This is a genomic window from Roseicyclus salinarum, from assembly GCF_029624655.1.
In the GTDB taxonomy this organism is placed as follows: domain Bacteria; phylum Pseudomonadota; class Alphaproteobacteria; order Rhodobacterales; family Rhodobacteraceae; genus Roseibacterium; species Roseibacterium salinarum.
The window spans coordinates 34,133-59,191 of sequence record NZ_JARRSA010000024.1; the positions used below are offsets into that span (position 1 = coordinate 34,133).

Annotated in this window: 25 protein-coding genes, 1 tRNA gene and 1 pseudogene; 17 read left to right on the forward strand and 10 right to left on the reverse strand. The window is 70.0% G+C overall.

The features are described from left to right. Positions 1-134 precede the first annotated feature (134 nt). Positions 135-208, reverse strand: a tRNA-Gly gene (locus P6F26_RS14675). A gap of 135 nt (positions 209-343) precedes the next feature. Between P6F26_RS14675 and P6F26_RS14680 the strand changes: the two genes are divergently transcribed. Then, the gene (locus P6F26_RS14680) at positions 344-1,189 is read left to right on the forward strand and encodes a pyridoxal kinase (protein WP_278029447.1); all 846 of its coding nucleotides are present in this window, start codon (positions 344-346) and stop codon (positions 1,187-1,189) included. 4 nt (positions 1,190-1,193) lie between these two features. Next, complete coding sequence (locus P6F26_RS14685; RefSeq protein WP_278029448.1) at positions 1,194-2,318, forward strand: methylglyoxal synthase; 1,125 nt, start codon at positions 1,194-1,196, stop codon at positions 2,316-2,318. 193 nt (positions 2,319-2,511) lie between these two features. Here the strand turns inward: P6F26_RS14685 and P6F26_RS14690 are convergent, their stop codons facing one another. From P6F26_RS14690 to P6F26_RS14700, 3 genes are all read right to left on the reverse strand, one after another. After that, entirely contained in the window at positions 2,512-3,177 is a 666-nt protein-coding gene (locus P6F26_RS14690; protein ID WP_278029449.1) for an SOS response-associated peptidase, read from the reverse strand. 75 nt (positions 3,178-3,252) lie between these two features. Then, a complete protein-coding gene (locus tag P6F26_RS14695; protein WP_278029450.1) occupies positions 3,253-3,420 on the reverse strand; it encodes a hypothetical protein in 168 nt (55 codons plus the stop codon). A 174-nt stretch (positions 3,421-3,594) separates the two neighbouring features. Further along, positions 3,595-5,202 carry a bifunctional metallophosphatase/5'-nucleotidase gene (locus P6F26_RS14700; protein ID WP_278029451.1) on the reverse strand — a complete coding sequence of 536 codons (1,608 nt, stop codon included), beginning with the start codon at positions 5,200-5,202 and terminating at the stop codon, positions 3,595-3,597. A gap of 137 nt (positions 5,203-5,339) precedes the next feature. On the opposite strand from P6F26_RS14700, the gene P6F26_RS14705 reads away from it, so the two are divergent. The 3 genes from P6F26_RS14705 to arsC are packed head-to-tail and all read left to right on the forward strand — an operon-like array spanning position 5,340 to position 7,062. Continuing rightward, positions 5,340-5,675, forward strand: a complete 336-nt coding sequence (locus P6F26_RS14705) for a DUF952 domain-containing protein (protein ID WP_278029452.1) — start codon at positions 5,340-5,342, stop codon at positions 5,673-5,675. Between the two features lie 5 nt (positions 5,676-5,680). Continuing rightward, positions 5,681-6,730 (forward strand): quinone-dependent dihydroorotate dehydrogenase, encoded by a 1,050-nt coding sequence (locus P6F26_RS14710; protein WP_278029453.1) that lies wholly within the window; start codon positions 5,681-5,683, stop codon positions 6,728-6,730. Further along, positions 6,721-7,062: an arsenate reductase (glutaredoxin) gene (gene arsC / locus P6F26_RS14715; protein WP_347403047.1), complete on the forward strand. Its 342-nt coding sequence runs from the start codon at positions 6,721-6,723 to the stop codon at positions 7,060-7,062. Before P6F26_RS14710 ends, arsC begins: the two co-directional genes overlap by 10 nt. Here the strand turns inward: arsC and P6F26_RS14720 are convergent. The 3 genes from P6F26_RS14720 to P6F26_RS14730 are packed head-to-tail and all read right to left on the reverse strand — an operon-like array spanning position 7,059 to position 9,390. Next, positions 7,059-8,402 (reverse strand): MATE family efflux transporter, encoded by a 1,344-nt coding sequence (locus P6F26_RS14720; RefSeq protein ID WP_278029454.1) that lies wholly within the window; start codon positions 8,400-8,402, stop codon positions 7,059-7,061. The two genes, arsC and P6F26_RS14720, sit on opposite strands and share 4 nt — an antisense overlap. After that, positions 8,399-8,920 carry a PaaI family thioesterase gene (locus tag P6F26_RS14725; RefSeq protein ID WP_278029455.1) on the reverse strand — a complete coding sequence of 174 codons (522 nt, stop codon included), beginning with the start codon at positions 8,918-8,920 and terminating at the stop codon, positions 8,399-8,401. Before P6F26_RS14725 ends, P6F26_RS14720 begins: the two co-directional genes overlap by 4 nt. Continuing rightward, the gene (locus P6F26_RS14730) at positions 8,917-9,390 is read right to left on the reverse strand and encodes a PaaI family thioesterase (protein WP_278029456.1); all 474 of its coding nucleotides are present in this window, start codon (positions 9,388-9,390) and stop codon (positions 8,917-8,919) included. The genes P6F26_RS14725 and P6F26_RS14730 overlap by 4 nt, the downstream gene beginning before the upstream one ends. 146 nt (positions 9,391-9,536) lie before the next feature. Here P6F26_RS14730 and P6F26_RS14735 point away from each other — a divergent pair, with 146 nt between their 5' ends. The 10 genes from P6F26_RS14735 to kce all read left to right on the forward strand — a co-directional run bounded on the left by P6F26_RS14735 (position 9,537) and on the right by kce (position 19,864). After that, the gene (locus tag P6F26_RS14735; RefSeq protein ID WP_278029457.1) at positions 9,537-9,911 is read left to right on the forward strand and encodes a MerR family transcriptional regulator; all 375 of its coding nucleotides are present in this window, start codon (positions 9,537-9,539) and stop codon (positions 9,909-9,911) included. A gap of 149 nt (positions 9,912-10,060) precedes the next feature. Then, positions 10,061-10,462, forward strand: a complete 402-nt coding sequence (locus tag P6F26_RS14740) for a MerR family transcriptional regulator (protein ID WP_278029458.1) — start codon at positions 10,061-10,063, stop codon at positions 10,460-10,462. A gap of 22 nt (positions 10,463-10,484) precedes the next feature. Further along, positions 10,485-12,260, forward strand: a complete 1,776-nt coding sequence (locus P6F26_RS14745; RefSeq protein ID WP_278029459.1) for an acyl-CoA dehydrogenase C-terminal domain-containing protein — start codon at positions 10,485-10,487, stop codon at positions 12,258-12,260. Positions 12,261-12,285: 25 nt separating this feature from the next. After that, positions 12,286-12,498 (forward strand): hypothetical protein, encoded by a 213-nt coding sequence (locus P6F26_RS14750; protein ID WP_278029460.1) that lies wholly within the window; start codon positions 12,286-12,288, stop codon positions 12,496-12,498. Between the two features lie 329 nt (positions 12,499-12,827). Continuing rightward, on the forward strand, positions 12,828-13,463 hold the full coding sequence (locus P6F26_RS14755) for a glutathione S-transferase family protein (RefSeq protein WP_278029461.1): 636 nt from the start codon (positions 12,828-12,830) through the stop codon (positions 13,461-13,463). A 58-nt stretch (positions 13,464-13,521) separates the two neighbouring features. Next, entirely contained in the window at positions 13,522-14,733 is a 1,212-nt protein-coding gene (locus P6F26_RS14760) for an acetyl-CoA C-acetyltransferase (RefSeq protein ID WP_278029462.1), read from the forward strand. Between the two features lie 152 nt (positions 14,734-14,885). Next, positions 14,886-15,341: a hypothetical protein gene (locus tag P6F26_RS14765; protein WP_278029463.1), complete on the forward strand. Its 456-nt coding sequence runs from the start codon at positions 14,886-14,888 to the stop codon at positions 15,339-15,341. Positions 15,342-15,390: 49 nt separating this feature from the next. Continuing rightward, positions 15,391-17,595 carry a 3-hydroxyacyl-CoA dehydrogenase NAD-binding domain-containing protein gene (locus P6F26_RS14770; RefSeq protein ID WP_278029464.1) on the forward strand — a complete coding sequence of 735 codons (2,205 nt, stop codon included), beginning with the start codon at positions 15,391-15,393 and terminating at the stop codon, positions 17,593-17,595. Positions 17,596-18,027: 432 nt separating this feature from the next. Further along, a complete protein-coding gene (locus P6F26_RS14775) occupies positions 18,028-18,822 on the forward strand; it encodes an SDR family oxidoreductase (RefSeq protein ID WP_278029465.1) in 795 nt (264 codons plus the stop codon). Between the two features lie 109 nt (positions 18,823-18,931). Then, positions 18,932-19,864: a 3,5-dioxohexanoate:acetyl-CoA acetone transferase gene (kce, locus tag P6F26_RS14780; RefSeq protein ID WP_278029466.1), complete on the forward strand. Its 933-nt coding sequence runs from the start codon at positions 18,932-18,934 to the stop codon at positions 19,862-19,864. A gap of 118 nt (positions 19,865-19,982) precedes the next feature. Here the strand turns inward: kce and P6F26_RS14785 are convergent, their stop codons facing one another. Together P6F26_RS14785 and P6F26_RS14790 are read right to left on the reverse strand one after the other, a co-directional pair. Further along, complete coding sequence (locus P6F26_RS14785; RefSeq protein ID WP_278029467.1) at positions 19,983-20,786, reverse strand: metallophosphoesterase family protein; 804 nt, start codon at positions 20,784-20,786, stop codon at positions 19,983-19,985. Beyond that, entirely contained in the window at positions 20,783-21,688 is a 906-nt protein-coding gene (locus P6F26_RS14790) for a diacylglycerol/lipid kinase family protein (RefSeq protein WP_278029468.1), read from the reverse strand. Before P6F26_RS14790 ends, P6F26_RS14785 begins: the two co-directional genes overlap by 4 nt. 209 nt (positions 21,689-21,897) lie before the next feature. Here P6F26_RS14790 and P6F26_RS14795 point away from each other — a divergent pair, with 209 nt between their 5' ends. Both P6F26_RS14795 and P6F26_RS14800 read left to right on the forward strand, forming a co-directional pair. Next, on the forward strand, positions 21,898-23,532 hold the full coding sequence (locus P6F26_RS14795) for an AMP-binding protein (protein ID WP_278029469.1): 1,635 nt from the start codon (positions 21,898-21,900) through the stop codon (positions 23,530-23,532). 82 nt (positions 23,533-23,614) lie between these two features. Next, on the forward strand, positions 23,615-24,634 hold the full coding sequence (locus P6F26_RS14800; protein WP_278029470.1) for a hypothetical protein: 1,020 nt from the start codon (positions 23,615-23,617) through the stop codon (positions 24,632-24,634). Between the two features lie 13 nt (positions 24,635-24,647). Here P6F26_RS14800 and P6F26_RS14805 read toward each other — a convergent pair. Further along, positions 24,648-25,059, reverse strand: a pseudogene (locus P6F26_RS14805) (hypothetical protein); the annotation flags it as partial.

Genomic DNA, 25,059 nt, shown 5'->3' on the forward strand with positions numbered 1-25,059 from the left:
AGCCGTCTTGTCTTGCCTCGTTTCAACCGTAGCGATACCGCCCGGCCCGGCGGGGCGCAAGAACGCGGGGGCGCGACGAGACGTCCGGATGCGCGTGCGGCGAAGCCTGGGGGGGGCGAACCTGGGGGCGAGCTTGGAGCGGGTAGCGGGAATCGAACCCGCACGACTAGCTTGGAAGGCTAGGGCGCTACCATTACACCATACCCGCCCGGAGATGCCGAGATATGCGCAGGGCCCTTCGAGGTCAAGCCTCCTCGACGCGCGGCGCGCCCGCCTTCGGGGCTTGGAGACGCCCGCCGCGCCGCCTAGGGTGGCGCTGAACCCTCCAGCCGAAAGCCCCCGCATGAGCCGCATCCTGATCCTGTCGAGCTGGGTCGCCCATGGCCATGTCGGGCTGTCGGCGGCCGTGCCGGTGCTTCAGGGCCTCGGCCACTCTGTCACGCAGCTGCCCACGGTGCAGTTGTCGAACCACCCCGGATGGCCGCATGTCGCGGGCCGGCAGGTGCCGCCGCCCGAGATCGACGCGATGATCGGGGCGCTGGAGGCGAACGGGTGGCTCGGCCAGTGCGACACGCTCCTGACCGGCTACCTTCCCTCGCCCGGGCATGTGACGATTGCGGCCGACCTTGTCGCGCGGCTTCGAGCCGCCGGGGCGGATCCGCGCGTCGTCGTGGACCCGGTGCTGGGCGACGCGCCCAAGGGCCTTTACGTCGATGCGGGCGCGGCCGCCGCGCTGCGCGACGGCCTCGTGCCCCTCGCCGACGTGCTGACGCCCAACGCCTTCGAGCTTGGCTGGCTGTCCGGCACCGCCTGCGGGACGCTGGAGAACGTCCGCGCCACCGCCGAAACGCTGCGCGGCCGGACGCGGGGGGCGGAGATCCTCGTGACGTCCCCGCCCCTCGCGCCCGGCGCGACCGGCATCCTTGCGCTGACGGCGGCGGGCGCCGAGGTGCTGCGCGCCCCCCTGCAGGACGCCGGACGCGTGCCGAACGGGCCGGGCGACGTCTTCTCGGCGCTGATCGCGGGCGGCGTGCCCCCCGGCGCGGCGCTGGGACAGCTGGGCGCGCTGGTCGCGGCCAGCCTCGGCGCGCCGCACCTGCGCATTGCCGAGGCCGCCTCGTCATGGCGCGCCGCACCGCCTGTCGCGGCGGAACCCATTGACCGGGCGCCCCCCGGCGCGCTGAGGTAGGGTCATGAGCTTCGACTTCATCCTGATGCTGACCGAGAACGACCGGACCATCCCCGATGCCCGCGCGCGTCTGGAGGAGGCGCTGGAGGGCGGCGTGCGCCACATCGGCTTCAAGGACGTGGGCCTGCCGCTGCCCGAGCTTCGCGGACTGGCCGAGGCGATCAGGGCTGCTGGCGGACGCTCCTACCTCGAGGTCGTCAGCCTCGACGCGGAAAGCGAGATGGCCTCGGCGCGGGCGGCGGTCGATCTCGACGTTGACGTACTGCTGGGCGGAACGCGGGCCGAGGCGGTCACGGGCATCACGCGCCACCACCCGGTGCGCTACTACCCCTTTCCGGGCCGGATCACGGGCCATCCCAGCGTTCTGGAGGGTCCGGCGGACGACATCCTCGCCTCCGCCGGAGCGCTGGCCGAACTGGAGCATGTCCACGGCCTCGACCTGCTCGCCTATCGCTACGGGGGCGACGTGCCGGCCCTGATGACGCAGGTCTGCGCGGCGGTTTCGAAGCCGGTCATCGTGGCCGGCAGCATCGACGGCGCCGCCCGTGTCGAGGCGGTCGCACGCGCTGGGGCCCAGGGCTTCACGGTGGGCACGGCGGCCTTCGCGGGGGCCTTCGCGCCGCCTCCGGAGGGCTTCGCGGGGCAGGTTCGCGCGATCCTGGCCCTGGCCGCGACGGCGCGCGCGCAATCGACGGCGCCGCGGCGGATCGCGCTCGTGGCCCACGACACGCGCAAGTCGCATCTGCGGGCATGGGTCCTGCGCCACGCCGCAGCGCTTGCGGGCCACCGGTTGATATGCACCGGGGGCACGGGCCGGATGATCGCCGATACGGCGCCCGATCTGTCCGTCCACCGGCTGCAGCGCGGCGGGCGCGGCGGCGACCAGCAGCTTGCCGCGATGATCGCGACCGGGGACCTCGACGCGGTGGTGTTCTTCGCCGACCCGACCGTGCCGCATTCCGGCGACGTGGACCTGCAGGCGCTGACGCGGCTGACGACGGTGCACGACACGCCGCTCGCGCTCGGGCCCTCGGGGGCGGACCTGCTGGTGGCGGGATTGCTCGGCGCCGGGGGACGGACCGTGGCGACACACGAACCGGTAAACAAAACGCGCGAAACCGGCCAATAATTCACGATTGTCCGAAAATCGTTTCTTCTACGCCCAAATCTTGCCGCGAATGAGCAGGATTGTCATTCACATGGAAACGGCGGGCGCTTCCCCTCCCGCACCTGCCATTCCAACTTCCCCTGACCCGACTAGGGCCGCATCTTCCCCAGGATGCGGCCCGCCCTTTCCGGGCCCCGCGAGGCGCGAACGCCCCTCACGCCGCAAGTGGCTCGATCAGGTCGGCGCCCTCGGCGCGGTTGGAGTTGACCTTGGGATCGACGCGCCAGCGCCGGTAGCGGCCTTCGGGGGCCGGGCGCATCAGCGTCGCGGCGCCCTTGCCCTCCTCGCCCAGCCACTTCGCCCAGTCGCCGGGCGCAAGGCTCACCGGCTCGCGGTGGTGGGTCTGCGACATCCACTCCGACGCGCCGCAGGTCACGATCGCAAGCGTCGCGAGGCGCTCGTCTCCGCGCTCCCAGTCCTGCCAGATCCCGGCCAGCACCAGCGGCGCGCCGTCGGCCGGGGTGAAGTACCACGGCAGGCGCGACCCGTCCTCGGCCTTCGTCCATTCGTAGAATCCGGTCACCGGCACGAGGCAGCGCCGCTCGCGGCAGGCGGCCCTGAACGCCGGTTTTTCCGCGATCGTCTCGGCTCGGGCGTTGATCAGGAGGGGGCCGTCGCCGGGCGTCTTGTACCAGTGCGGCAGGAAACCCCAGCGCATCGGCCGGTAGCGCCGCCCCTCGGCCGTCGAGGTGACGACGCCGACCGGCTGCGTCGGGCAGATGTTGTAGCGGGGAACTGGCGGAAGGTCGTTCGACGGTGCGGCCTCGAAAAGCCGCGCCATCGCGTCCGCCGGGTGGGTCATGGTCATGCGCCCGCACATGGGCGCCAGACTAGGGTCGGTGACGCCTTCGGGCAAGGCGCACCGCGCCCTGCCCCGTGTCTTGCGCGTCGCGGATCAGGCGCCGTAGACGGCTTCGCGCGCGATGCGTTCGGCGTCGCCGGGGTAGATCCCGAGGTCCTCGATCGCGATGTCCCGGTTCATGCCCTGGATCTCGGCGACGGTGCGGTTGTAGAGCGCACGTTTCTGGGCGGTGGAGCGGAGGTAGGTGATGATCGACGTCATGGGTCAGCTCCTTTCATCGGCTGGTGTGTCCCTTGTTCGTGACCCTCATATGATAGCGCTAACGCCACCGACAATTGCCGCTTTCCGAAAGCCGCCTTGCATTTTCCGCAACGCAGCAAAAAGGCCGGCACGCAGCGCGTGCCGGCCTGATCCGAACCGCCCTCGGGCGCGCCGTCACTCCACGCGGGAGATGCGGCCGTCGGTGTAGGGCGCGTAGGGCATGTTCTCGGCGATGTAATCCGCCACGACCTGCTCCAGACCCGGACCGTAGTCGTAGGCGTTCTCGCCGTAGACCGAGAACACGCCGTAGCCGTCGCCGCCGCCGCGCATGTAGTTGTTCGTCACGACGCCGTAGGTGGCCTCCGGGTCGATGGCGGAGAAGCTTCCGTCCTCGCCCGCGACCTCGACCGAGACGATGCGGCTGCCCGGTTCGGCCTCGGGGTCCCACGTGTAGCGGATGCCCGCCACCTGCGGGAAGCGGCCGGCGCCGTCGGCGACCTGGCTCACGCCGTTCTCCAGCGCCTCGATCACCCGCGCGCCGGTGAGCTGGAACGTGGCCAGCGTGTTCTGGAACGGCAGGACCGTGAAGACCTCGCCCATCGTGATCTCGCCGCCATCGATCGACGCGCGCAGACCGCCGCCGTTCTGGATGGCGATCTGGACGCCCTGGTCCTTCACGCGGTCGAGCATGGCGTCGGCCACCAGGTTGCCCATCGGGCATTCCTCGGCCCGGCAGACCTCGCGCGAGCCCTCGATGAACTCCGAGGTCTCTCCGATGACCTCGGCCATGGCTTCCTCGATCGGGCCGGCCAGCTCCTCGACGCGGGCGGCGATCTCGGGGTCGGGCGTGACCGAGGCGTCAAGCAGCATCGTGTTGCCATCCGCGTAGATCACGTTGCCGTCGTCGTCGAAGGTCACTTCGAGATGCCCGAGGTATTTCGAGTAGGCGTATGCCTGCACGATCGGCACCAGTTCGCCCTCAGGGTTGCTGATCCACGTCGGGTAGGGTCCCGCCCGGTCCGGATCGTCGGCGGAGAGGTAGGTGTGCGAATGCCCGCCCACGATGACGTCGAGCCCGGTCACGGCCTCGGCGATGCGCATGTCGGCCGGCAGGCCCACATGGGTCAGCGCGATGATGATGTCGATGCCCTGCTCGGTCAGCGCGTCGACGTCGGCCTGGATCGCGTCGATCTCGTTCTGGAAGATCACGGTCGGTCCCGGGCTCGAGGTCTCGGCGGTGTCGGTGGCCAGCGCCGACACGATCCCGACCTGCACGCCGTTCACCTCCAGGACGACGGTGTCCTCGACCTCGGCGTCGAGCGCGTCGTTCATGCTGAGGTCGAGGTTGCCCGACACGACCGGGAATTCCACGGTGTCGAGGAAGCGCAGAAGGTTGTCGGGCCCGTCGTCGAACTCGTGGTTTCCGACCGCCATGGCGTCGAAGCCGATCGCCTGCATGAACTCGGCTTCCACGTCGCCCTTGTAGGTCGTGTACATCAGCGAGCCCTGGAACTGGTCGCCGGCATCGAGGACGATCACGTTCTCGCCGTCGAGTTCGTCCCGGAGCGTGTTGATCGCCGTCGCGACCCGCGCCACGCCGCCGAAGCATTCGCCCGCGGCGTCGTCCTCGGCGGGGCAGGTGGAATCGAAGCGGTTGATCGGCTGGATGCGGCTGTGAAGGTCGTTGATGTGCAGAATGTGCAGCGTGGTCTCCGCCGCGACCGGCGCGGCCATCGAAAGGCCCGCGAGTATCGCGGTTGAACCGAGAATCCGTGCAAGCATGTATGCTCTCCCGTATGTGTTGGACTGAAGCCAGACTGGCGGCGCACGCGCGTCAAGTAAAGCGCGATCGTGCCGCTGACGTAACGGCCCCCGGGCGCCTCTTGACGGGCGATTGCGGGCGGGCGAAGGGAACGGACATGCGTATCTACAAGATCCTCAGGCCCCGGGAATGGGCCGAGCTGGAGCGGCAGGGCGAGACCGCCGGTGCCCCGATCGACGTGGCGGACGGCTACGTGCATTTCTCGACCGCGGAGCAGGTGGGCGAGACCGCGGCGAAGCACTTCGCTGGCGAGGAGGGGCTGATCCTCGCCGCGTTCGAGGCCGACGGCCTCGGCCCCGCGCTGCGGTGGGAGCCGTCCCGCGGCGGCGCGCTGTTCCCGCATCTCTACGGGCCGCTGCGCCGCGCCGACGTCGCCTGGCACGCGCCGCTGCTGCTGCTGGACGGCGCGCACGTGCTGCCCGAGGGGCTCTGAGCGCCATGTGGGAACGCTTCGGCCTTTCGGTCATGCAGCGGATGGACCCCGAGCGCGCCCACGCGCTCGCCATCGCGGCGCTCAGGACGGGCGCGCTTCCGCTCAAGGGGCCGGTGACGTCGCCGCGGCTGGCCACGACGCTCGCCGGGCTGGCCCTGCCCAACCCTGTCGGGCTGGCCGCGGGCTTCGACAAGAACGCCGAGGCGATCGCGCCCCTGTCGAGGGCCGGCTTCGGCTTTCTCGAGGTCGGCGCCGCAACGCCCCGCGCGCAGGAGGGCAACGCGAGGCCGCGGCTGTTCCGGCTGACCGAGGATGCCGCCGCGATCAACCGTTTCGGCTTCAACAACGCCGGGATGGAGGCCATCGCCGGGCGTCTTGCGGCGGCACCGCGGCTGGTTCCCGTCGGGCTGAACCTCGGCGCGAACAAGGACAGCGCCGACCGCGCCGGCGATTTCGCCCGCGTCCTCGCACGCTGCGGCCCGCATCTCGACTTCGCGACGGTGAACGTCTCGTCGCCGAACACCGAGCGGCTGCGCGAGCTTCAGGGCCGCGCCGCTCTCGAGGGTTTGCTGGCCGGCGTGATGGCGGCGAACGCGGACCTCGCGCGCCCCGTGCCGATCTTCCTCAAGATCGCGCCCGACCTCGACGACGAGGCGCTCGCCGAGATCGCCGAAGTCGCCAAGGCCAGCGGCATCGCCGGGATCATCGCGACGAACACGACGCTGTCGCGCAGCGGCCTCACCTCCCGGCACCGGGACGAGACGGGCGGATTGTCGGGCCAGCCGCTTTTCGAGAAGAGCACGCGGGTCCTGGCGAAGCTTCACCGGCTGACGGAGGGCGCGATGCCGCTGATCGGCGTCGGCGGGGTGGCGAGCGCGGCGCAGGCATGGGAGAAGCTCCGCGCGGGAGCAACCGCGGTGCAGCTTTATACCGGCCTCGTCTACGGCGGCATCACGCTGGGCGCGCGCATCGCCGAGAAGCTGGACGCGGGCCTCGTCGCCGAAGGCATGACGGTGGCCGAGGTTACGGGAACGGGGGTGGACGCATGGCTATGACGCTCTGGCACAATCCGCGCTGCTCCAAGTCGCGCGCGGCGCTGGCGCTTCTGCGCGAGCGCGGGATCGAACCCGACCTGCGGCTCTACCTCAAGTCGCCGCCGATCGAGGACGAGATCGTGGAGCTTCTGCGCCGACTGCGGATCCCGGCGATCGGCCTCGTGAGGACGAACGAGCCGATCTTCGGCGACCTCGGCCTTGCGGATGCCGACGACACGGCACTCGTCGCGGCGATGGCCGCGTACCCCATCCTGATCGAGCGGCCGATCCTCGACGACGGCCACCGCGCCGTCATCGGCCGTCCGCCCGAGGCGATCCTCGACCTGCTCTAGGACGCCGCCCGCTCGAGCGCGGGGTAGCGCACCCCGAGCGTCACGCCGCGCAGCACGAAGAAGCCCACCAGCGCGGCCCACAGCCCGTGGTTGCCGAAGGCCGGCATCAGCAGGAGCACCATCGCGACGTAGCCCGCAAAGCTCAGCGCCATCATGTTGCGCATGTCCCGCGTCCGCGTGGCGCCGATGAAGATGCCGTCCAGCATCCACGACGCCCAGCCCGCGAGGGGCCCGAGCACCATCCAGGGCAGGTAGTCGCGCGCCGCCTCGCGCACGCCGGGCGCGGTCGTCATGAGGTCGATGAACGCGCCGCCCGCCGTCAGGAACAGCACGGCCATCACGCAGCAGATCACGAGGCCCCAGAAGCTGGTGAGGAGCGCCGCGCGCCTAAGGCGGGCCGCCGCCCGCGCACCCATCGCCTGCCCCACCAGCGCCTCGGCCGCGAAGGCGAAGCCGTCCATCGCATGGGCGGTGACGTAGACGAACTGGATCAGCACCTGGTTCGCGGCGAGGGTGACGTCGCCGAAGTCCGAGGCGAGGAACATGAAGGACGTGAACCCCGCCATCAGCAGGAGCGAGCGGATCAGGATGTCGGCGTTCACGCTGGCCATGCGCCACAGCTGCGCCCGGTCGAGCACCCGCGCCCAGTCGCGCCACGCCGGCACCCCGAAGGCCGCGCGGCAGAGCCAGAGGCCAAGCGCCAGCCCGCTCCATTCGGCGACGAACGTGCCCCAGGCGACGCCCGCCACGCCAAGGTCGAGCCCCAGCACCAGGATGGCGGACAGGACGATGTTCAGACCGTTCTGGAAAAGCTGCAGCGCAAGGACCGCAGACGTCCGCTCCTGCGCGATCAGCCATCCGGTGATGCCATAGATCGCAATCGCCGCGGGCGCGGAAAGGACGCGGATCGTCAGGTAGGTCGAGACGAGCGCCTCGACCTCCGCACTGGCGGGCGACAGCCAGAGCGCGGCGGCGAAAAGCGGGATCTGCAGCAAGATCAGGGCGACGCCCGCCCCCGCCCCGATCATCAGCACCCGCGTCAGCAGGGCCGCGACCTCGCCCGCGTCCCGCGCGCCGATCGCCTGCGCGGCAAGGCCGACGGTGCCCATCCGCAAGAAGCCGAAGGCCCAGTAGATCGAGGTGAGGATCGCGGCGCCGAGACCGACCGCGCCGATCGGCACCGGATCGCCGATCTGGCCGACCACGGCGGTGTCGACGATCCCCAGAAGCGGGATCGTGGCGTTCGAGATGACGACGGGCACCGCGATCCGCAGCACGCGGCCATGGCTCAGCGGCCGGGTTCCGGCGACCTCCGGCGCGGCGTCGGGGACCACGCTCACTCCGCCGGACCGTCCGGCAGCGGCATCAGGAAATGCCCCGTGGCCTGTGCGAAGAGACGCTGGCGGTTGTCCTGCCACGCCTCGACGTGCACGGATGCATAGCGCCGCCCCGACCGGTTGACGCGCGCCCGCGCATAGGCGTCCCGCGGCAGGCCCGAGCGCAGGTAGTCGACGGTGAAATCGATTGTCTTGGGCAGGCGCGGAAGGGCGTCGGCCGACAGCGCCGCGGCATCGAGGCGACCGCTCTCGATGTCGTCCCAGAGCATCTGGAACGACAGCTCCATGATCGCGGAGACCTCGAGGAACGAGGCGATGGCCCCGCCGTGCAGCGCGGGCAGGTAGGGGTTCCCGATGTGCTTCTCGTCGTAGGGAAGCACCGCCGTCAGCTCGTCGCCGCGCCTGTCGAAGGCGATGCCCATGAAGCCGATGTAGGGCACGCCCTCCACCAGCGCCTTAAGCGCCCGGTCGCGGCGGTGCTTGACGAGGTGGACGGGTTCGGGCGGCTGGCGCGGGCTCATGGAGTCCCCTCCCCTTGCGCGGCCCGCGCGACAGTGAAGGCCCCCGTGGCGGCGGCGACGGGGCGGCTTCGGTCGTCGTCCCATGCCTCGGCGCGCACGAAGGCGACCGAGCGCGTGACATGGTAGCAGCTCGCGCGCGCGGTGATCCGCTGGCCGGGCTGGGCGGGGCGCATGTAGTCGATCCTGAGGTCGATGGTCGCCGTTCCCGCCAGCGCCTCGGGATGGGACATCACCGCCGCCCCGCCGCAGGTGTCCATCAGGGCCGAGACCGCCCCGCCGTGGATCACGCCTGTGCGCGGATCGCCCACGAGGCGCGCGTCCCACGGCATCGAGATGACCGCGACGCCGTCGCCGATCTCGTCCAGCCGCATCTGCAGCGCGCGGGAGAACGGGATCGCCTCGATGAACTGCCGCGCGATCGCGGCCTTGTCCGCCCCCTGCCCCTTCCCGTCCGCGCCGTCGCCTGCCATGCCGTCCGTCCCGTCTGCGAAACCCGTCCAAGACATCGCCCCCCGCGCGGCGGCTTGCAAGGGACATGTGGCTCCGCCGCCGCGCTTGGCAGCGTGGCGGACACGGTGTTACATCTGCGCTGCGGGACCCGGAGGGAGAGGCGCCGATGCCCGAGGAGCGGCTGGATTTCAAGGCGATGTGCGCGCGGTTCGACGTGACGCCCCGAACGCTGCGCCACTACGAATACATCGAACTGCTCGCGCCCGAGCGCGAGGGACGCGCGCGTTTCTACAGCGCCCGCGACGTCGCCCGGATGACGCTGATCCTGCGCGGCCGGCGCTTCGGCTTCTCGCTTGAGGAAATCCGCCAATGGCTGGAACTCTATGGCCGCGACCCCGAGGGACGGATGCAGCGCAAGGTCTGGCTTGAGATGGCGGACCGCCAGCTGCAGGAGCTTCAGGACCGCAGGCGCGAACTTGACGAGGTGATCGCCGAGCTGACGGCGCTCAGGAACGAGACCGCGGCCGGCGACGAGGATTGACCCTGCGGCACGTCCCGGCGGCCTGACGCGACGTCGCCCAAAGTGACGCAACGTTCTCTTTACGTCAACGTCATCTTCCCTTGCAACACGTGTCCGCGCAGGACAGGTATTCCCCCAATCCGGGACCACCTCACCTTTTGGACACCGCAATGAGCGACGACACCCTGACCATTCGCGAGATGTGCGACGCGTTCGACGTGACGCCCCGCACCTTGCGCTTCTACGAGGCCAAGGAGCTTCTGTTTCCCCGGCGCGAGGGGCAGAAGCGGCTGTTCACACGGCGCGACCGCGCGCGGCTGAAGCTGATCCTGCGCGGCAAGCGCTTCGGCTTCTCGCTTGAGGAGATCCGCCAGCTTCTCGACCTCTATTACGTCGGCGACCAGCAGGCGACGCAGCTTGCCGCGACCCTCGGCGTGGCGCGCGACCGCCTCGCCGACATGGAGCAGAAGCGCGACGAGCTGACCGCCGCCGTCGACGACCTGCGCAACCAGATGAACATGGTCGAGGACATGCTGTCCTCGGTCGGCCGCGTCAGCGACGCGGCGGAATGAACGACATTCGGGAGGATTGACGATGCCGAGTTACACCGCCCCCGTGAAGGACATGCAGTTCATCCTTCACGACGTCCTGAAGATCGCCGAGGCCGGCATCGCGGGCTACGAGGATCTCGACCGGGACTTCACCGCCGCCATCCTCGAGGAGGCCGGAAAGATCAGCTCCGAGGTGCTGGCGCCGCTCAACCCCGTGGGCGACACCGAGGGCTGCCGGATGGAGAACGGGATCGTCTACACCCCGACCGGGTTCAAGGACGCCTTCGAGCAGATGCGCGAGGGCGGCTGGCCCGCCATCGACATGCCCGAGGAATATGGCGGCCAGGGGCTTCCCTACATCATGAACACCGCCGTGGGCGAGATGTTCTCGGCCGCCAACCAGGCCTTCACGATGTACCAGGGCCTGACCCACGGCGCGGCCTCGGCCATCATCACCCACGGCACCGACGCCCAGAAGGCGACCTATCTGCCCCGGATGGCGTCCTGCGAGTGGACCGGCACGATGAACCTGACCGAGCCGCATTGCGGCACGGACCTCGGCCTGATGCGCACCCGCGCGGTGCCGCAGGACGACGGCACCTACAAGCTCAGCGGCCAGAAGATCTTCATCTCGGCCGGCGAACACGACATGGCCGAGAACATCGTCCATCTCGTGCTCGCCAAGATCCCGGGCGGGCCCGAGGGCGTCAAGGGCATCTCCCTCTTCATCGTGCCGAAGTTCCTCGTGAACGCCGACGGCTCTCTCGGGCCGCGCAACGGCGTCTCCTGCGGCAAGATCGAGGAGAAGATGGGCATCCACGGCAATTCCACCTGCGTGATGAACTACGACGAGGCGACGGGCTATCTTCTGGGCGAGGCGCACAAGGGCATGCGCGCGATGTTCACGATGATGAACGAGGCGCGCCTCGGCGTCGGGATGCAGGGCGTGGCGCAAGCCGAGATCGCGTTCCAGAACGCGCTCGCCTATGCCAAGGACCGTCTGCAGGGCCGTGACGTCACGGGTCCCGCGAACCCCGAGGCGCCCGCCGATCCGCTGATCGTGCACCCCGACATCCGCCGCAACCTGATGGAGCAGAAAAGCTTCACCGAGGGCGGTCGCGCGTTCCTGCTCTGGGGCTCGACCCTGATCGACCGGGCGCACCGCGAGGGCGACGCTGACGCGGACGGCCTCGTGTCGCTGCTCACGCCCGTCATCAAGGGCTTCCTGACGGACAAGGGCTACGACATGACCGTGCAGGCCCAGCAGATCTATGGCGGCCACGGCTACATCGAGGAATGGGGCATGTCGCAGTATACCCGCGACGCCCGCATCGCCATGATCTACGAGGGCGCCAACGGCATCCAGGCCCTGGACCTCGTGGGCCGGAAGCTTTCGCAGGACGGCGGCAAGCACGTCATGGCGTTCTTCGAACTGGTGAAGAGCTTCGGCCGCGACAACGCCGACATCGACGGCATGGCGGAATTCAGCGAACCGCTGAAGCGCGCCTCGAAGGATTTGCAGGCGGCGGGAATGTACTTCATGCAGGAAGGCATGAAGAATCCCAACGCGGCCCTGGCGGGGTCCTACGACTTCATGCATCTCTTCGGCCACGTCTGCCTCGGGCTGATGTGGGCGCGCATGGCGCGCGCCTCGCTCGACGCGCTGGCAAGCGGCACGGGGGACGCGGCGTTCCACGAGACCAAGCTCGCGACGGCGCGCTTCTACATGGCCCGCCAGCTGCCGATGACGGCGACGCACCTCGCGCGCATCCAGTCGGGCGCCGAGCCGGTGATGGCGCTGGAAGCGGCCAATTTCTAAGGGACCGACGTCTGCAGGAGCAAGGATGCCGAAACGCCTTCGCCTCACCCGCCGCCCGAACATCGCGATGAGCGAGGACGGCTATCGCAAGCTGCGCAAGCTGGCGGCGGAGGCGGGCCTCGACGAGGGGGAATTCCTGTCCTTCGTCTTCGAGCACTGGGGCAGCATCATGAACGAAGAGAAGTTCCTCGCCCGCATCCGCCTGTTCAACTCGGAACTGGAAGAGCGCAAGAGATAGGACGGCGTGCGGTGGGGCCGACGGGGGGAATGCGTATTTCGGGAAAGATGAAGACACGAGGGGATCGGCCCCCTGCCGAACCGAGTGTTCCCCTTGGCCTCCGGATGCTTCGGGGCGCTGCACTGAACGACAGGGGCGCCTTCACCTTTCGCGGTCATCGGCTCGCCAGCCTGTACCGCGGACGAAAGATGGCACGTTAACCTTAACGAAGCGTTATGAGCCTTCATCTTTCCTGAAATACGCATTGTCCGGGCGAGGCCCCGGGACGCGGCGATCAAGATACGAGGGACGGCCCCGGCAGGCGCCGGGAACGGAAGGGGACGGCAACCATGACGAACACGCTCTACTGCTTCGGAGAATCGGGCAATGCCTACAAGGCGGCGCTGGCGCTGGAACTGGCCGGCATCGCCTGGTCCCCGCGCCATGTCGACTTCTTCCGTGGCGAGGCGCGCAGCCCGGAGTTCCGCGCGCTCAATCCCATGGGAGAGGTTCCCGTCCTCGACGCGGACGGCACGATCCTGACGCAGTCGGGCGTGATCCAGGACTGGATCATGGGCGAGACGGGCAGGCTGTGCGGCGACGGCTCGGGACCGGTGCGCCGCGAGATCCTGCGCTGGACGATCTTCGACAACCAGAAGGTGTCCGGCATGGCGGGGCCGCTGCGTTTCGTCATGAACTTCCTGCCCGAGGACAAGCGCTCGGCTGACGTGATCGGTTTCCTGTCGGGGCGGCTCAGGGCCGCGCTGCAAGTGCTGGAGGGCGAGTTGCAGTCCCGCGACTGGCTGGCGGGGGACACGCTGACCTGCGCTGACATCTCCTGCGCGGGCTACCTCTACTACGAGGAACCCTTCACATTCGAGCGCGCCGATTATCCGGCAATCGACGCCTGGCTCGACCGCATCGCGGCGACGCCTGGCTGGAGACACCCCTACGACATGATGCAGCGCGCCCTGCCCGCCTCCTGAGCGGTCCGAGCGCAGCCCCGAGAACGTTCCAGACGGACCAGACCAGAGGACATCCGAGATGACCGACGCCTACATCTACGACGCGATCCGCACGCCGCGCGGCAAGGGCCGCAAGGACGGCTCCCTGCAGGAGGTGACGGCCGCGCGCCTCTCGGCCTTCACGCTGAACGCGCTGAAGGAGCGCAACAGCCTCGAGGGCCACGCGGTCGAGGACGTCATCTGGGGCAACGCCACGCAGGTGGCCGAGCAGGGCGGATGCCTTGCGCGGACGGCCGTGCTGGCCTCCGATCTCGACCAGTCGATCCCTGGACTTGCCATCAACCGCTTCTGCGCGAGCGGACTGGAGGCCGTGAACCTCGCGGCGAACCAGGTGCGCGGCGGCGCGGGCCAGGCCTACATCGCCGGCGGCGTCGAGATGATGGGCCGGGTCGCGATGGGCTCGGACGGCGCGGCGATCGCCGTCGACCCCTCCATCGCGATGAACACCTACTTCGTGCCGCAGGGCATCTCGGCCGACATCATCGCGACCGAATACGGCTTCTCGCGGGACGACGCGGACGCGCTCGCCGTCGAGAGCCAGAAGCGCGCGGCAATGGCCTGGGACGAGGGCCGCTTCGCGCGCTCCGTCGTTCCGGTCCGGGACGTGAACGGCCTGACGATCCTCGATCGCGACGAATACATGCGCCCCGGCACCGACATGCAGTCGCTCGGCGCGCTCAAGCCTTCGTTCAAGGAAATGGGCGAGCAGATGCCGGGCTTCGACGCGGTCGCGCTGATGAAATACCCCCACCTCGAGCGGATCGAGCACATCCACCATGCCGGGAATTCCAGCGGGATCGTCGACGGAGCGGCCGCGATCCTCGTGGGCAACAGGGAATTCGGCGAACGGCACGGCCTGACGCCCCGCGCGCGCATCCGCGCCACCGCGAAGATCGGAACCGATCCCACGATCATGCTGACAGGTCCGGTGCCCGCCACGCAGAAGATCCTCGCCGAGAGCGGCATGTCGATCTCCGACATCGACCTTTTCGAGGTGAACGAGGCGTTCTCGTCGGTCGTGCTGCGCTTCATGCAGGCCTTCGACGTGGATCACGACCGGGTCAACGTGAACGGCGGCGCCATCGCGATGGGCCACCCGCTGGGCGCCACGGGCGCGATCATCCTCGGCACGCTGCTGGACGAGCTGGAGCGGTCGGGCAAGGGCACCGGCCTTGCCACACTGTGCGTCGCGTCAGGCATGGGCGCGGCCACCATCATCGAGCGGGTCTGACCGGCCATGGGCGCGGAAGCGGCGCGCATCGCGGGGAACTGGGCCGGCGCCGCCGCGTCGGCGCGGCGCCCGCGCCGGGCGCGGCCCGGCGGACGCCCGGCCGTGTCGGCCTGTCCTTCCAGGAAAATCGGCGCATCGCGGGAGGGGTGGCCATGACCGAAAGCGCGTTCGACATCTACCAGCGCAATTGCGACGAGGTCGCACGCGCCGTCTGGGACCGGGACTTCGATCTCGCGCTACGGCACATCGGGCTGCCGCTGCGCGCGGTCACGCCTGAGGCGGACGTGACGCTGCGCGACGAGGCAGCGCTGATCCAGACCCTCGAAGAGATGCGCGAAAATCTCCGCAAGCTCGGGGCCACGGCGTTTCTGCGCATCTGCCGCGAGGCCGACTTCTACCCCGGCGACGATGGCCGCATCCACGGAAGCCACATGTCCTACGTCCTGCGCGGGGCAACAAATCTCGTGCCGCCATACACAAGCCGGATGCTCCTGGTCCGCGGCCCTGACGGGTGGCAGCAGACCGAACTCATCTCGCGGGTAAGCAACAGGCACGTGACGGTGTTGAGCGAGGACATCGCCGTGACCCACCGCACGCACACCGAATGACGCGGAGCCATCGCGCCCGCCACAGACATACTTGGGAAGGAAACGCCAGATGACCGACTTCACGATGAAGACCGACGAGAACGGCGTCGCCGTGATCACCTGGGACGTTGCGTCGAAGTCCATGAACGTGCTGACGCGCGAGGCTTTCGGCACCATCGACACGCTGATCGACGAGGCGCTCGCGGACGACGCGGTCAAGGGCATCGTCATCACCTCCGGCAAGGACAGCTTCGCCGGCGGCATGGACCTCAACACCCTCGCCACGATCCGCGCCGAGGCCGGAGACGAGCCCGCGCAGGCGCTGTTCGACTTCACGATGAACGGCCACCGCATCCTGCGGAAGCTCGAGCGCGCCGGCCTGGACCCCAAGACCAACAAGGGCGGCAAGCCCGTCGCCTGCGCCATCACCGGCACCTGCGCGGGGATCGGCACCGAGATCGCGCTTGCCTGCCACCGCCGTTTCGTGGCGGACAATCCCAGGGCGAAGATCGGCCTGCCCGAGATCCTCGTGGGCATCTTCCCCGGCGGCGGCGGCACGACGCGCTACAGCCGCATGGTCGGCGCGATGGCGGCCGCGCCGGTGCTTCTGGAAGGCCGGATGCTGAGCCCCGCAAAGGCCAAGGGCGCGGGTCTCGTGGACGAGGTGGTGGCCCCCGACGCGCTTCTGGCGCGGGCGAAGGAGTGGGTCCTGGGCGCGACGGACGCCGATATCGTGAAGCCGTGGGACCAGAAGGGCTGGAAGATGCCGGGCGGCGCGCCCTACCACCCCGCGGGCTTCATGACGTTCGTGGGCGCCTCGGCCATGATCAACGGCCGTACCAAGGGCGTCTACCCGGCGGCCAAGGCGCTTCTTTCGGCCGTCTACGAGGGGGCGCTGGTCGATTTCGACACCGCGCTGAAGATCGAGGCGCGCTGGTTCACGCATGTGCTCATGAACCCCTCCTCCTCGGCCATGATCCGGTCGCTCTTCGTCAACAAGGAAGCGCTCGAGAAGGGCGCGAACCGCCCCGACGTGCCCGACCAGCGCGTGCGGAAGGTCGGCGTCATGGGCGCGGGCATGATGGGCGCGGGCATCGCCTACGTCTCGGCCAACGCGGGCATCGAGGTCGTGCTGATCGACCAGGAGCAGGCGGCGGCGGACAAGGGCAAGGCATTGTCCGAAAGCCTTCTCGACAAGGGCATGAAACGCGGCAAGGTCACGGCCGAGAAGAAGGACGAGGTTCTCGGCCGGATCACGGCTACGACGGATTACGCCGCGCTTCAGGGCTGCGACCTGATCGTGGAGGCCGTCTTCGAGGATCCGGGCATCAAGGCGGAGGTCACGAAGAAGGTGCTCGCCGTCGTGCCCGAGGACTGCATCTTCGCCACCAACACCTCGACCATGCCGATCACCGAGCTTGCCAAGGCCTCCGACAAGCCCGAGCAGTTCATCGGCATCCACTTCTTCTCGCCCGTCGACAAGATGATGCTGGTCGAGATCATCAAGGGCGCCGGGACCGGCGACCGGGCGGTGGCCAAGGCGCTCGACTACGTCCGCCAGATCCGCAAGACGCCGATCGTGGTGAACGACGCGCGCTTCTTCTACGCCAACCGCTGCATCATCCCCTACATCAACGAGGGCATCCGCCTCGTGAAGGAGGGGGTCGCCCCCACCCTGATCGAGAACGCGGCGAAGCTCGTGGGAATGCCGCTCGGGCCGCTGCAGCTGGTGGACGAGACCTCGATCGACCTCGGCGTGAAGATCGCCAGGGCCACCAAGGCCGCGATGGGCGACGCCTATCCCGACGACGCCGTGGACGAGGTGCTGTTCTGGATGGCGGGCGAGGGCCGGATGGGCCGCAAGTCCAACGCCGGGTTCTACGCCTACGACGAGGCGGGCAAGCGGCAGGGCCTGTGGGAGGGCCTGGGCGCGCGCTATCCTGTGGCCGAGGACCAGCCGGACGTGACCGAGGTGCAGCACCGCCTTCTGTTCGCACAGGTCCTCGAGGCCGTCCGCGCGCTGGAGGAAGGCGTCCTGACGGATATCCGCGAGGGCGACGTGGGCGCGATCCTCGGCTGGGGCTTCGCGCCGTGGTCCGGCGGCCCGTTCTCGTGGCTCGACATGCTGGGCACGCCCTACGCGGCCGAGCGCTGCGACGCGCTGCAGGAGGCGCATGGCGACCGCTTCGCCTGCCCCGCCCTCCTGCGCGAGATGGCCGCGAAGAACCAGACGTTCTACGGCCGGTTCGGGTCGCACGACCAGGCCGCCGCCTGACATCCGGGCACGCCGGCCGCCATTGGCCGGCGGCCCGCCGTCTTCACGGAAAGCGCCGCGAGGGCCCGCGCCGAGGCCGGGTCCTCGCGGCAGGACACCGGGGTGGAGACCGGGACCTCGCGGCAGGAAACCGGGGTCGAGGGACCTCGGCGGCGCGGCCCCCCCCGGCGCGCCTCGCCCGGCCCTGCCCTCGCCCGCCGCCGCCACGGCGATGCGTCCGGGCACGTAGGGGGGGCGCAGCCCCTCGACCCCGTCCCCCGTCCCCGACGCCCCCTCAGGCCCCCGCACGGGGCCGATCTCCTCCCGAACGCCGATGCAGGCACTTTTGGCCGCGCCGGCGCTGCCCTAGGCTTCGCGCGCGCTCGCTTCGGCCGCTTCCTGCCGCCGCGGCGATCTCGCGCCCCATGCGAAGGGATGAAAAGGGAGGGACACATGGCAGAAGAACCGCGGATGAGGCTTTCCGGCCTCGATGGCCTGCGCGTCGCCGTGACGGCGGGCGGCGGGGGCATCGGGCTCTGCATCGCGCGCGCGCTCGCCGCACAGGGCGCGCGCCTCGCGATCTGCGACGTCGAGGAGGAGGCCCTGACGGCCGCGCGCGCCGAGCTTGGCGCGGAGGTGGCCGAAATCGCGGACGTCTCCGACGAGGATGCGGTCGCGCGGTTCTTCGCGCGCATCGCCGGGCGGATGGGCGGGCTCGACGCATTGGTGAACAACGCCGGGATCGCCGGGCCGACCGGCGGCGTGGACGAGATCTCCCCGGCCGAGTGGCGGCGCTGCATCGACGTGTGCCTGACGGGGCAGTTCCTGTGCACGCACCACGCCGTGCCCATGCTGAAGGCCGCTGGGGGCGGCTCCATCGTCAACATCTCCTCGGCGGCGGGCCGGTTCGGGTATGCGTTCCGCACGCCCTATTCCTCGGCCAAGTGGGGCGTGATCGGCTTCACCCAGAGCCTCGCCAAGGAGCTGGGTCCCGACGGCATCCGCGCCAATGCGATCCTGCCCGGCATCATCGAGGGCCCGCGCATGGAGGGCGTGATCGCGGCACGGGCCCGCCAGACCGGCGTCAGCCACGACGCCATGAAGGCGGAATACCTTTCGCGGATCTCGCTTCGGCGGATGACCCCGCCCGAGGACGTCGCCGACATGGCCGCCTTCCTGATCTCGGATGCAGGCCGCAACCTGTCGGGCCAGAGCTTTCCAGTCGACGGCAACGTGGAGGCCCTGTGATGGACACCCCCCTCGAGATCGCGGGCCGGGCGGCCCCGAAACACGCCGACCGCGCAGCCGGCCCTTGCCGCGCGGGACCGAAGCGCGGACAGGAAGACAGGAGACCGACATGATCCGAGCCGACAAGGTCATCATAAGCTGCGCCGTGACGGGCGCGATCCACACGCCCTCGATGACGCCGCACCTTCCGATCACGCCCGACGAGATCGCCGAGGCCGCCATCGGCGCGGCCGAGGCGGGCGCCGCGATCCTGCACCTGCACGCACGCGACCCCGTGACCGGCCGCCCCGACCAGTCGCCCGAGGCCTTCGCGCCCTTCCTGCCGAGGATCAAGCAGGCAACCGATGCCGTGGTGAACATCACCACTGGCGGCTCGCCCTACATGACCGTCGCCGAGCGCGCCGGCCCCGCCGCGCGCTACAAGCCCGAGATCGCCTCGCTCAACATGGGCTCGATGAACTTCGGCTTCTTCCCGCTGCTGGCGAAATACAAGGAGTTCCGGCACGACTGGGAATACGACCACCTCGAGGGGTCGCGCGACCTCGTGTTCCGCAACTCCTTCAAGGACATCGAGTTCGTCCTCGAGACCTGCTACGGCAACGGCACCCGGTTCGAGTTCGAGTGCTACGACATCTCGCATCTCTACAACCTCGCGCATTTCGCCGACCGGGGCCTGGTGAAGCCGCCCTTCTTCATCCAGTCGGTCTTCGGGCTTCTGGGCGGGATCGGCACCCACCCCGAGGACGTCATGCACATGAAGCGCACCGCCGACCGCCTTTTCGGCACGGATTTCCGCTGGTCGGTCCTGGGCGCGGGCAAGGACCAGTTCCGCATCGCGACGCAGGCGGTGTCGATGGGGGGCAACATCCGGGTCGGGCTCGAGGACAGCATCTGGATCGCGCGCGGCGAACTGGCCTCGTCGAACGCGCAGCAGGTCGACAAGGCGCGGCGGCTGGTGGAGGGCCTGGGCCTGCAGGTCGCCACCCCGGCCGAGGCGCGCGAGATGCTGTCGCTGAAGGGCGGCGACAGCGTCAATTTCTGAGGCCCGGCCGCCTGGATCGCGCATCCGCCGCAGGGGCGTCGCCGCGCGCGCTGCCCCCATGAACCGGAAGGCCGGGGCCCGCCCTTGGGACGCCTGCGGCGCGCGCGCGGCGCGGCCCTCAGCCCTCCCCGCCGCGCAGCCAGACGTCCCCCGCACGGCGGAAGCGCGAGATGGCGTGGGGGAGGAACTCGCCGTCGCGGGCGACCATGCGCGTGATTTCCACCTGCCCCGGCGCGACGGCGATCAGGGCGAAGTCGTTGACCTGCCCCCTCAGCCGGGTCGAAAGGCCGGTGCCGACATGGACCTGCAGGACCCGCGCGCCGACCTTTCGCGACAGGAACGGTTCGGCCCGCCAGCGATGCAGATGCCCCGACAGGATCAGATCGGCGCCGGCTTCGGCAAGATGCTCGACCGCCATGCGCGCGTTCCGCATCAGCCGCTTCTCCTCGTCCGGGCCGTGCTCGAAGGGGTGATGGGCCATCACCACGTTGACCGAGCCTTCCGGCGCCTCGCGGAACGCGCCCCCCGCGCGCCAGAGCTGCCTGCGCCGCACGCGGCCGCGCTGCCACGCCCTCGGGTCGGCGGTGTTCAGCGCCTCCAGCACGAGGAGGCCGTTCGACCAGCGGGGCGCGAGGTCGGCGCAGATTTCGGCGCGGTAGCGGCCGAAGGGATGGAGCGCCCGGTGCCAGAACTCGTCGAGCGGGATGTCATGATTGCCGGGCACCGAGATCCACGGCAGGCCGAGGCCGTCGAGGAACGCGCGGGCCGCCCGGAACTGGCCGGGGCGCGCGCGCTGGGTCAGATCGCCGCTGACCGCAACGAGGTCCGGGCGTGCCTGCCGGATCGCGATCCTGAGGGGGCCGAGAAGCTCGTGATCCTCGGTGCCGAAATGCAGGTCGGAGATATGCGCGATCCGCGTCATGCGGGCCTCGGCACGATGACCTCGATCGGGCGTTCGGAAAACGCCACGCGAAGCGGGGTCGCCATGTGCTCTCGCTCGCCGTCGCGCGCGACGAGGACCCGGGCCTTGTGCGGGTGGATTTCGAATGCGCGGCCCGTTCGCATGTCGAATTCCTCGCCCTCGCGCGCCCGTCCGCGCGCCAGCGCCACGGCGCTCCGCACGAGGTCGGCCGCCCGCGCCTTGCGCGCCGCGAACAGCGCGAGCCGGCCCTCGCGCACCGCGTCCGCGCCCTGCAGGCTGTATGCGTCGAGCTGGTAGGCCGAGGCCGCCACGAACACGAGCGGCGTGACCATGCGCTCGCGCGTGCCGTCCGTGTCGAGCGTCAGGCGCATGGGCCGGTGCATCCCCGTCAGCGTCGTCAGGACCGACCAGTAGGCTGCTGCGCGCGACCGGCCCCAGCGCGCGTAGACGTCCTCGCGGTTGTCGAGGATCGAGGGATAGAGGCCGAGGCTCATGTTGTTGAGGAAGACCCGACCGTTCACCGTGCCCACCGCGACGCCGCGCGTCGCGCCGTCGCGCAGACACGCCGCCGCCCCTGCGGGATCGAGCGGCAGGCTCAGCCCGCGCGCGAAGAAGTTGAACGTGCCGAAGGGCAGAAGGCCGAGGCGCGCGCCGCCCCCGGCATGGAGGACCGCGTTCGCGACGCCCGAGACGGTGCCGTCGCCGCCCGCGGCCACGATCGTGTCGAACGCCGCGGCCAGCGCCTCGCGCGCGGCGTCCTCGGGCGAACGGCCCGGCGCCATGGGCCGGATTTCGGCCTCGACCCCGGCTTCGGCAAGCGCCTCGCGCACCTCGGTGCCGCGATCGGACGTGCCGGTGCCGCCCGCGTGCGGGTTCACGATGACGCAGATCGCGCTGCTCAAGTTCCTGCCTCCGATGGCCTGTTCACGGGCGGTGAACGCCCCGTGGCCCTCCCCGTTCCCGCGGCCCCGCACCTGCGCGCCGCGCCCTGCCCCGGGTGTGGGGCCGCAAGACCCCGAAGTCCCCGGCGCCCGCACCTGCCCCCTTTCCTTTTCTTGCGTCACGTTCCATGTCTGGGCGAACATTCTTTCGCAGGCGAGGGAGGCCGCACATGGGCTGGATGAAGGACGAGACCGGGCTCGAGAAACGCGCGGCCAATTTCGTGCCGCTGACGCCGCTCAGCCACCTCATCCGCGCCGCGCAGGTCTTTCCCCACCGGGATGCCGTCGTCGACCGCGGTTTCCGCACGACCTATGCCGAATACATGGTCCGCGTCACCCGCCTCGCCTCGGCGCTGGCGAAGCATGGCGTGGCGCCCGGCGACGTGGTGGCAACGGTGCTGCCCAACACCTACGCCCACGTCGAGGCGCATTTCGGCGTTCCGGCCTGCGGCGCGATCCTGAACTCGATCAACGTCAGGCTCGATGTCGGCACGGTCTCCTACATCCTCGACCACGGCGAGGCGAAGGTCGTGCTGGTGGACACCCAGTTCCTCGGCACCGTCGAGGCGGCGCTGAAGGAGATGGAGAACGAGGCGCAGCCGATGATCGTCGAGGTGCCGGACGAGAGCGCGGGCTATCACGCCTCGGGCCGTCACATGACCTACGAGCAGCTGCTCGCGGAAGGCGACGACGACTTCGCGTGGATCATGCCGCAGGACGAGTGGGAATCGCTGGCCCTGAACTACACCTCGGGCACCACGGGCCGGCCGAAGGGCGTCGTCTATCACCACCGGGGCGCTTACCTCATCACGATGGGCACGCCGATTTCGTGGCGGATGACGCTCTATCCGAAATACCTGACCATCGTGCCGCTCTTCCACTGCAACAACTGGTGCCACGTCTGGACCATGCCAGCCGTGGGCGGCACCACCGTCTGCTGCCGCGACATCACCGCCAAGGCGATCTACGACGCCATCGCCGACGAGGGCGTGACCCATTTCGGCGGCGCGCCGATCGTGCTGAACATGATCGTGAACGCCAAGGACGCCGAGCGGCGCGACTTCTCGCACACGGTCGAGGTCTTCACGGCGGGCGCGCCGCCGGCCCCTGCGACGCTCGCGGCAATCGAGACCATGGGCTTCAACATCACGCAGGTCTACGGCCTGACCGAGACCTACGGCCCGGCCACCGAATGCACCTTCAAGGACGGCGAGTGGGACGGCCTTCGGGGCGAGGAGCGCGCGGCGGTCAAGGCGCGGCAGGGCGTGGCGATGCCCAACATGGACCACATCACGGTCATGGACGCCGAGGCAATGCGCCAGATCCCCATGGACGGCGCCGCGCTCGGCGAGATCATGATGCGCGGCAACTCGGTGATGAAGGGCTACTACAAGAACCCTCGCGCCACGAACGAGGCGTTCCGGGGCGGCTATTTCCACACCGGCGACATCGCGGTGCAGCATCCCGACACCTACGTCCAGATCGCCGACCGGGCGAAGGACATCATCATCTCGGGCGGCGAGAACGTCAGCTCCGTCGAGGTCGAGGGCGCGCTGATGCACCACCCCGCCGTCCTGCTCTGCGCCGTGGTCGCCAAGGCCGACGACAAGTGGGGCGAGGTGCCCTGCGCCTTCGTCGAGCTGAAGGAGGGCGCCGAGACGAGCGAGGACGACCTGATCGCCTTCGCGCGGCAGCGGCTGGCCGGGTTCAAGACGCCCAAGCGCATCGTTTTCCGGGACCTGCCCAAGACCTCGACCGGCAAGATCCAGAAGTTCGAGCTGCGCAAGGCCGCGGCCGAGCTTTGAGGACGCGCGACGGCGTTGAGGCGCCTCGCGCTCCGGGCTACGGTCTGAGCGGGCGAATGGGGGACAGGGCGGCTTTGGGCGAATGACGGTGCTGGAGCAATACCGCAGGCTCGAGGCGCTCGGGCTCTGGCGCGAGGGCACGGACGCGCAGCGGCGCGAGGTCGTCGTGTCGCTGGGCGACGCGTCACTGATCGTCTCCACGCCCACCGAAACGGCCTTGTCGCACTGGTCCCTGCCCGCGGTGGAGCGGCTGAACCCGGGACGCACGCCCGCGCTGTACGCGCCGGGCGCGGATGCCGACGAGCGTCTCGAAATCGACGATCCCGACATGATCGCGGCCATCGAGAAGGTGCGCGAGGCCATCGACAGGGGCCGCCCGCATCCGGGCCGACTGCGCCTGATCCTCGGGGCGGGCGCGGCGGCCGTGGTACTGGCCGCCGCCCTCTTCTGGCTTCCCGGCGCGCTCACGCGGCAGACCGTTGGCCTCCTGCCCGAGGCCAAGCGGGTCGAGATCGGCGACGCGCTCCTCGACGAGATATCGCGGCTTGCGGGCCAGCCCTGCGACAGCCCGCGGGCCCGCGTCGCGCTGGCGCGGCTTTCGACGCGGACATTCGGCCCGCCCGCGCCGCGCATCCTGCTTCTGCCCAGCGCGATCCCCGACACGCTGAGCCTGCCCGGCGGCCTGATCCTCGCCAGCGCCGCCCTCGCCGAGGACCACGAAACGCCCGAGGTCCTTGCCGGCTTCCTTTTGGCCGAGGACGTCCGGCGCGACGCCACCGACCCGATGCTGACGCTTCTGCAGGAGGCGGGGCTTCTGGTGACGTTCCGCCTGCTGACGACGGGCGAGGTCGCGCGCGACGCGCTTCGCGATCATGCCGTGCGCCTTCTGAGCGCGCCGTCGGCGCCGGTGCCCGATGCCGAGCTGATCGCGCGCTTCACCGACGCGGCCCTTTCGACTGAGCCCTATGCCTATGCCCGCGACGTGTCGGGCGAAAGCGTGCTGGCGCTGATCGAGGCGGACCCGATGCGGGGCCTGCCCCGCGAGCCCCTGATGAGCGACGAGGGCTGGCTGAGCCTTCAGAACGTCTGCGTGAGCGGCTAGGAGGCCGCGGCCGTCACTCGCTTCGGATCAGGCGGCGCGGGACCGTGTCGGTCCAGATCTGCCGCATCTCCATCTCGCCCTCGACGGTGCGCACCCCCGCATGAGGGTTGATCCGCCCATCCTCCCAGGCGCGGCGGTAGCCCGGCGGCGGCCCCGGCAGCGCAAGGTCGAGGCGCGCGACCCCGCCCGCCGCATGGGCGTCGAGATCCGCGGGGTCGACCAGCGCGCAGGTCACGCCGGGACGGTCGAGATAGGCGGCGGCGGGCCCGCTCACCTCCGGGCACTCCACTTCGGTCGCGCCGTCGAGAACGACGGTCGGCGGCAGGATGACGAGCAACGGGCGCGCGGACGCGCGCGCGGGCCCGGAGTGCCGGATCACGGGCGCGGCGCTGCGCCTCGCGTCGGGACCGGGGGCCGGGTCGGCC

Coding starts and splice junctions, on each gene's coding strand:
- P6F26_RS14700 (WP_278029451.1), bottom strand. CDS start 5,202: ATGCTTGCACGGATTCTCGGTTCAACCGCGATACTCGCGGGCCTTTCG.
- P6F26_RS14785 (WP_278029467.1), bottom strand. CDS start 20,786: ATGACGCGGATCGCGCATATCTCCGACCTGCATTTCGGCACCGAGGAT.
- P6F26_RS14800 (WP_278029470.1), top strand. CDS start 23,615: ATGACGGTGCTGGAGCAATACCGCAGGCTCGAGGCGCTCGGGCTCTGG.
- P6F26_RS14710 (WP_278029453.1), top strand. CDS start 5,681: ATGTGGGAACGCTTCGGCCTTTCGGTCATGCAGCGGATGGACCCCGAG.
- P6F26_RS14735 (WP_278029457.1), top strand. CDS start 9,537: ATGCCCGAGGAGCGGCTGGATTTCAAGGCGATGTGCGCGCGGTTCGAC.
- P6F26_RS14770 (WP_278029464.1), top strand. CDS start 15,391: ATGACCGACTTCACGATGAAGACCGACGAGAACGGCGTCGCCGTGATC.
- P6F26_RS14775 (WP_278029465.1), top strand. CDS start 18,028: ATGGCAGAAGAACCGCGGATGAGGCTTTCCGGCCTCGATGGCCTGCGC.
- P6F26_RS14750 (WP_278029460.1), top strand. CDS start 12,286: ATGCCGAAACGCCTTCGCCTCACCCGCCGCCCGAACATCGCGATGAGC.
- P6F26_RS14695 (WP_278029450.1), bottom strand. CDS start 3,420: ATGACGTCGATCATCACCTACCTCCGCTCCACCGCCCAGAAACGTGCG.
- arsC (WP_347403047.1), top strand. CDS start 6,721: ATGGCTATGACGCTCTGGCACAATCCGCGCTGCTCCAAGTCGCGCGCG.
- P6F26_RS14760 (WP_278029462.1), top strand. CDS start 13,522: ATGACCGACGCCTACATCTACGACGCGATCCGCACGCCGCGCGGCAAG.
- P6F26_RS14680 (WP_278029447.1), top strand. CDS start 344: ATGAGCCGCATCCTGATCCTGTCGAGCTGGGTCGCCCATGGCCATGTC.
- P6F26_RS14755 (WP_278029461.1), top strand. CDS start 12,828: ATGACGAACACGCTCTACTGCTTCGGAGAATCGGGCAATGCCTACAAG.
- P6F26_RS14730 (WP_278029456.1), bottom strand. CDS start 9,390: ATGGCAGGCGACGGCGCGGACGGGAAGGGGCAGGGGGCGGACAAGGCC.
- P6F26_RS14745 (WP_278029459.1), top strand. CDS start 10,485: ATGCCGAGTTACACCGCCCCCGTGAAGGACATGCAGTTCATCCTTCAC.
- P6F26_RS14705 (WP_278029452.1), top strand. CDS start 5,340: ATGCGTATCTACAAGATCCTCAGGCCCCGGGAATGGGCCGAGCTGGAG.
- P6F26_RS14685 (WP_278029448.1), top strand. CDS start 1,194: ATGAGCTTCGACTTCATCCTGATGCTGACCGAGAACGACCGGACCATC.
- kce (WP_278029466.1), top strand. CDS start 18,932: ATGATCCGAGCCGACAAGGTCATCATAAGCTGCGCCGTGACGGGCGCG.
- P6F26_RS14795 (WP_278029469.1), top strand. CDS start 21,898: ATGGGCTGGATGAAGGACGAGACCGGGCTCGAGAAACGCGCGGCCAAT.
- P6F26_RS14765 (WP_278029463.1), top strand. CDS start 14,886: ATGACCGAAAGCGCGTTCGACATCTACCAGCGCAATTGCGACGAGGTC.
- P6F26_RS14690 (WP_278029449.1), bottom strand. CDS start 3,177: ATGTGCGGGCGCATGACCATGACCCACCCGGCGGACGCGATGGCGCGG.
- P6F26_RS14725 (WP_278029455.1), bottom strand. CDS start 8,920: ATGAGCCCGCGCCAGCCGCCCGAACCCGTCCACCTCGTCAAGCACCGC.
- P6F26_RS14740 (WP_278029458.1), top strand. CDS start 10,061: ATGAGCGACGACACCCTGACCATTCGCGAGATGTGCGACGCGTTCGAC.